The 5,796-nt window shown below is 39.5% G+C and carries 3 protein-coding genes; 2 read left to right on the top strand and 1 reads right to left on the bottom strand.

Features of this window, described 5'->3' with window-relative positions; translation table 11 throughout:
• Positions 1-202: 202 nt before the first annotated feature.
• Entirely contained in the window at positions 203-1,525 is a 1,323-nt protein-coding gene (locus NQ163_RS20295; RefSeq protein ID WP_268192145.1) for a M48 family metalloprotease, read from the bottom strand.
• A 406-nt stretch (positions 1,526-1,931) separates the two neighbouring features.
• Between NQ163_RS20295 and hutH the strand changes: the two genes are divergently transcribed.
• On the top strand, positions 1,932-3,422 hold the full coding sequence (gene hutH / locus NQ163_RS20290; RefSeq protein ID WP_268192144.1) for a histidine ammonia-lyase: 1,491 nt from the start codon (positions 1,932-1,934) through the stop codon (positions 3,420-3,422).
• Positions 3,423-3,433: 11 nt separating this feature from the next.
• Positions 3,434-5,431 (top strand): urocanate hydratase, encoded by a 1,998-nt coding sequence (locus NQ163_RS20285; RefSeq protein WP_268192143.1) that lies wholly within the window; start codon positions 3,434-3,436, stop codon positions 5,429-5,431.
• Positions 5,432-5,796: the final 365 nt, after the last annotated feature.

Below are 5,796 nucleotides of genomic sequence, written 5' to 3'. Positions count from 1 at the left end.
TAAAAAAGTATAAAGGTAGAAAAGTATAATCCCGAAGCCTCGGACCCACAAAGCTGGGGGCGAAGAAGCAACTTCATAAAACCCACCATTTTATTTTTAATTACTAATTACTCATTGTTAACTGTTCATTGCTACTTGTTGTGAGGGTATCAATCCAGAATTAATTGAGAGCCTCACTCTGAGTGAGACCCTCAAGAGCTTATTAATTTGTTATTTTATTTAACTTGGCAATCATTCTTCTGGCCCATAACATGTTTTCCGATTGCTCTTGTGCAAAATATTCTTCGTATCTGATTAATGCATCTAAAGCTTTCTTCTTTTCATTCAATCTCAGGTGAATCAATGCTCGTTCAGACCAAACCCATGGCAAGTCGGCAACCGCATTATTTTCTGCCTCGTCAAGAATGGTAAGAATGTTGTGGTTATCCTTCTCGCTATATTTGGTGTGTCGCAATGCAACTGCTTTTAGTAAGTAAGCTTCACCTTCGGTCCAATGTGATTGAATGGAGCGATTCAATAGTGGAAGAGCTTCTGCATAACACTCATTGGCTACCAATAATTTGGCATTGGTTTTTAAACAGTCTGCAATGTTGGTGTCGTAGTCCTTATTAAGAATAGTCATTTTAATTCCAGTAGGTTTCAAGTGATACTTCTTTTTATTTAAGATGTTTTCAAATCTATTTTTAAGGAAAAAACGATTCTCTGAAAGTTCATTAATGGTTCCTCTGGATTGAGCTTCAAAAAATTGTAACCTTCTTATAGCTTGAGATAAAGCATAGGCGTTTCGATTGTTTTTCACCATCCATTCCTGGGCAATCTCATCAGCCTCATATATTCTTGAACGATTGTATCCTACACCTAAAGCACTTAAAATTCCATAAGAAAGAAGTTCAGAACTTGCACCCATAAAGCTTCCCAGGTAATCCGCTTCCCAATAGCTATCACCTTTATCCAATCTATTTGCTGTACTTGCCACATAAACTCCCACACCAATAATTGCAGAAATGGTTTTTTTGGTTTGCATCGCATTGTAAGTTTTTACATTATGATCCAGGGTTAAATGAGCAATTTCCCTGGCTAAAATTGCCATTAATTCATCTTCCGATTGTAATAATGATAGCATACCAGTACTGGTGATAATGGTTCCATTGGCAAATGAAAATGTTTCTGGAATCGCAGATTTGATCACCTTAATATTCAAATTGATTTTTTGCTGGGAAGGAAAAGCTTTTGGATGAATTTGATTGATTAATTGATACAAATAATCTTCCAATTCAGGATCGATGTAAAAAGCATTTTGTTGTTCTAATTGAATAAGGTATTCCTGTGCTGCATCGTGCAGTATTCTACGATTCTTGTAATTCCAGGAATGATTATGAAGTGTTTGCTGATAATTTCCGGATTCTTTTTCATATTCACTTGCATGATCCATCCAAATCTGAGTCCAAAAATTGTAGTTAGAATTGTTTGCCAGTGCTGATAAGGAGCATGCAGCAATAAGAATTAAGGTAAGTTTTATTTTCATTGTTTGTAAGTTTAGTTAAGAATTTTTATGTTTCAAATATTGTGCCAATTACTATTATTTTAATAATTATTATTAATTGTTCTTTGCTAACTGCTAAAGTAGAATCCCGAAGTATCGGGACCAGCGAAGCTGGAAGTAGAATAGTAGAAAAGTTAAATCCCGAAGCCTCGTGACCAGAAAAGCTGGGGGCGAAGAAGCAACTTCATAAAACCCAATATTTTATTATTAATTACTCATTATTAATTATTCATTATTAATTATTCATTACTAATTATTAATTGTCAATTGATAACTCCAGGTTATTATATCTTGATAAAACTAGTCTTGTTGGGTATTAAAATACCATTTACATTTGCAATAAATAAAACTGAGAGGTTTAGAATAAACGATATAAAATACTTAAACAATGTTTAAATACGGGATTGATCGACTAACAGTTGATAAAACAATACAGATTGCTCGTGGAGAGCTTAAAGCTGTCTTAACTGAAGAAGCTATTGCTAAAGTAAATGAGTGCAGAGCCAAGGTGGAGACCATGGCGAATTCTGACAAAGCGGTTTACGGTGTAAATACTGGATTCGGACCACTTTGTGATACTCAGATTTCTCCGGAAGAAACCAGCAAGCTTCAAGAGAACTTGCTTATTACTCATGCCGTTGGTGTTGGTAATCCAATTGGTAAGGAGTTGTCTAAAATCATGATGATTTGTAAGGTACAAGCTTTATCTCAAGGATTCTCAGGTGTTCGTTTAGAGGTGATTGAACGTATTTTATTCTTCATTGAAAATGATATTTTGCCAGTTGTGCCTGAGCAAGGATCTGTAGGTGCATCAGGTGACCTGGCACCATTGTCACACTTATTCTTACCGCTATTGGGTGAAGGTGAATTTTGGGTTGGAAAAGACATTCTTCCTGCCAAAGAAGTATTGGCACAGCATGGATTGGAGCCAATTACCCTTGCTGCTAAAGAAGGTTTGGGATTGATTAATGGTACTCAGTTTATTTTGGCGCATACCATTAAAGGTCTGCACAGAATGGAATATTTGCTTGACTTGGCAGATGTTGCAGGAGCAATGAGCTTGGAAGGATTTATGGGAAGTGCAGCACCTTACAAATCGGCATTGCACGAAATTCGTCCATTCCCTGGAAACTTGAAAGTAGCAGAACGCATGCGCATGTTATTGGATGAATCAGAAAACCTGGCATTGCATAGCAATTGTGAGCGTGTACAGGATCCTTATTCATTGCGTTGTATCCCTCAGGTTCACGGAGCATCGAGAAATGCATTTGCCCACGTAAAGGAAATGGCTGAAATCGAAATGAATTCAGTAACCGATAATCCAATCGTATTGAGCGAAACCGAAGCAATCTCAGGAGGTAACTTCCACGGTCAGCCATTGGCAATGGCAATTGACTATTGTGCTTTGGCAGCATCAGAGCTGGGTAATATTGCTGACAGAAGATGTTACTTGCTTTTGGAAGGAAAATATGGATTGCCTCGTTTGTTGACTTCAAGCGGTGGATTGAACTCTGGTTTCATGATTCCACAGTATACAACTGCGGCTTTGGTAACCGAAAACAAATCATTGTGTTTCCCTCCATCTGCTGATAGTGTTCCAACTTCATTAGGACAGGAAGACCATGTTTCTATGGGATCTATCTCCGGACGTAAGTTCAACCAGATTTTGGGTAACCTTGAGAAAATCTTTGCCATTGAGTTGATGTATGCTGCTCAGGCAATTGAATTCAGAAGACCAAACAGATTGTCTGATATCATCGAAAAGAACTTCGAAATCATTAGATCTAAGGTTGACAAATTGGAAGACGACCGCGTGTTGAAAGATGATATCAATGCAATGGTTGAGTTTGTGAAAAACAGAGCTTTTATCGTAAAATAGGAGAGAAGAAAATGACATTTCAAGAACAAATATTACAGGGAATTCCAGCAGAATTGCCTGCAAAAAGAGAATACCCAAAGGATGCCAACAGAGCTCCTAAACGTAAAGACATTTTATCGGTAGAAGAAAAGCAATTGGCCATTCGCAACGCATTGCGTTACTTTCCGGTAGAGTGGCATGCCGAATTGGCTCCTGAATTTGCACAGGAACTATTGGATTTCGGTCGCATTTACATGTATCGCTTCAAGCCGGAATACAAAATGTACGCTCGTCCAATCGAAGAGTATCCTGCAAAATCGCAGCAAGCTGCCGGTATCATGCTAATGATGCAAAACAACTTGGATCCTGCAGTAGCACAGCATCCTGAGGAATTGATTACTTACGGTGGAAACGGTGCGGTATTCCAAAACTGGGCGCAGTACTTGCTTTGTATGAAATATTTGGCGACCATGACCGATGAGCAAACTTTGCACATGTATTCAGGTCACCCAATGGGATTGTTCCCATCATCAAAAGGAGCTCCTCGTGTAATTGTTACCAACGGTATGGTAATTCCGAATTACTCGAAGCCCGATCATTGGGAAAAATTCAATGCACTAGGTGTATCACAATATGGTCAGATGACTGCAGGTTCATTCATGTACATCGGCCCACAGGGAATCGTTCACGGTACTACCATTACGGTAATGAACGCTTTCCGTAAAATGTTGAAAAAAGGAGAAACGCCATCAGGTAAAATCTTCCTGACAGCAGGTTTAGGTGGAATGAGTGGTGCTCAGCCTAAAGCAGGTAACATTTCAGGATGTATTACCATTGCAGCCGAAGTAAATCCTAAAGCAGCAACCAAGCGTCACGAACAAGGATGGGTTGATGTTTTGGTTGACAATATGGACGACCTGGTTAGCCGAGTAAAAGAAGCTCAGGCTAATAACGAAGTCGTTTCTATTGCCTACATTGGGAATGTGGTTGATGTTTGGGAACGTTTCGATAAAGAAGAGATCTTCATTCACGTAGGTTCCGATCAAACTTCTCTTCATATTCCATGGACCGGAGGTTACTATCCGGTTGATGTGACTTTCGAGGAATCGAACCGATTGATTCGTGAAGAACCGGAAGTATTCAAGGAAAAAGTACAAGCATCATTGCGTCGTCATGCTGCTGCCATTAATAATCACACAGCGAAAGGAACTTATTTCTTCGATTACGGAAATGCATTCCTTTTGGAAGCTTCAAGAGCTGGTGCTGATATCATGGCTGAAAATGGCATCGACTTCAGATACAAATCATACGTTCAGGATATCTTGGGTCCTATGTGTTTCGATTATGGATTTGGTCCTTTCCGTTGGGTTTGTACTTCGGGTAAACCAGAAGATTTGGATATGACCGATGAGATTGCAATGAATGTATTGCAGGAAATCATGGAATCATCACCAGAAGAAATTCAATTGCAAATGCAGGATAACATCACCTGGATTAAGGATGCAAAGAAAAACAAAATGGTTGTTGGTTCTCAGGCTCGTATTCTTTACGCCGATGCCGAAGGTAGAGCAAAAATTGCTGAAGCATTCAACAATGCCATTGCAGCAGGCAAGATTGGTCCTGTAGTTCTAGGTCGCGATCATCACGATGTAAGTGGTACCGATTCTCCATTTAGAGAAACTTCGAACATTTACGATGGAAGTAAGTTTACTGCTGATATGGCCATTCACAATGTAATTGGCGATAGCTTTAGAGGAGCAACCTGGGTATCCATCCACAATGGTGGTGGAGTAGGTTGGGGAGAAGTAATCAACGGTGGTTTTGGTATGCTGCTTGATGGAACTCCTGAAGCTGATGCTCGCTTGAAAAACATGTTGTTCTACGATGTGAACAATGGTATTGCAAGAAGAAGCTGGGCAAGAAACGATGAGGCCATGTTCGCTATCAAACGTGAAATGGAGCGTCGTCCTGACTTAAAAGTTACACTACCAAACTTGGTTGAAGATTCATTATTGGAAAACTTGTTTTAATACAGCATTTCAATTTAAAATACAAAGGCTCGGGATTTTCCTGAGCCTTTTTTCATTTTTAGGGCGTTCCCTCCTTCGTCGGTCGGGCTTTCCGTTTCTACTCCTCGCTCGTTCCTCACTGTGGGGTATCCACTTCAATCCCTAACGCAAAGTCAAAGGGTGACTAATTTGCAAGATGTACATCAGTCACCCCTTGACTGGGAAAAATTTGTAGATGCTTCGTATTCCGACTTCAGTTCGGCTTACGAATAAATAGTACGAAAAGTCAAAGGGTGACTAATTTGCAAGATGTACATCAGTCACCCCTTGCCTGGGAAAAATTTGTAGATACTTCGTATTCCGACTTCAGTTCGGATTACGAATAA

The organism is Marinifilum sp. D737, from assembly GCF_026672275.1.
Taxonomy (GTDB): domain Bacteria; phylum Bacteroidota; class Bacteroidia; order Bacteroidales; family Marinifilaceae; genus Marinifilum.
Note: the sequence above shows the minus strand (reverse complement) of the source record. Positions and strands in the feature narration are given on the sequence as shown.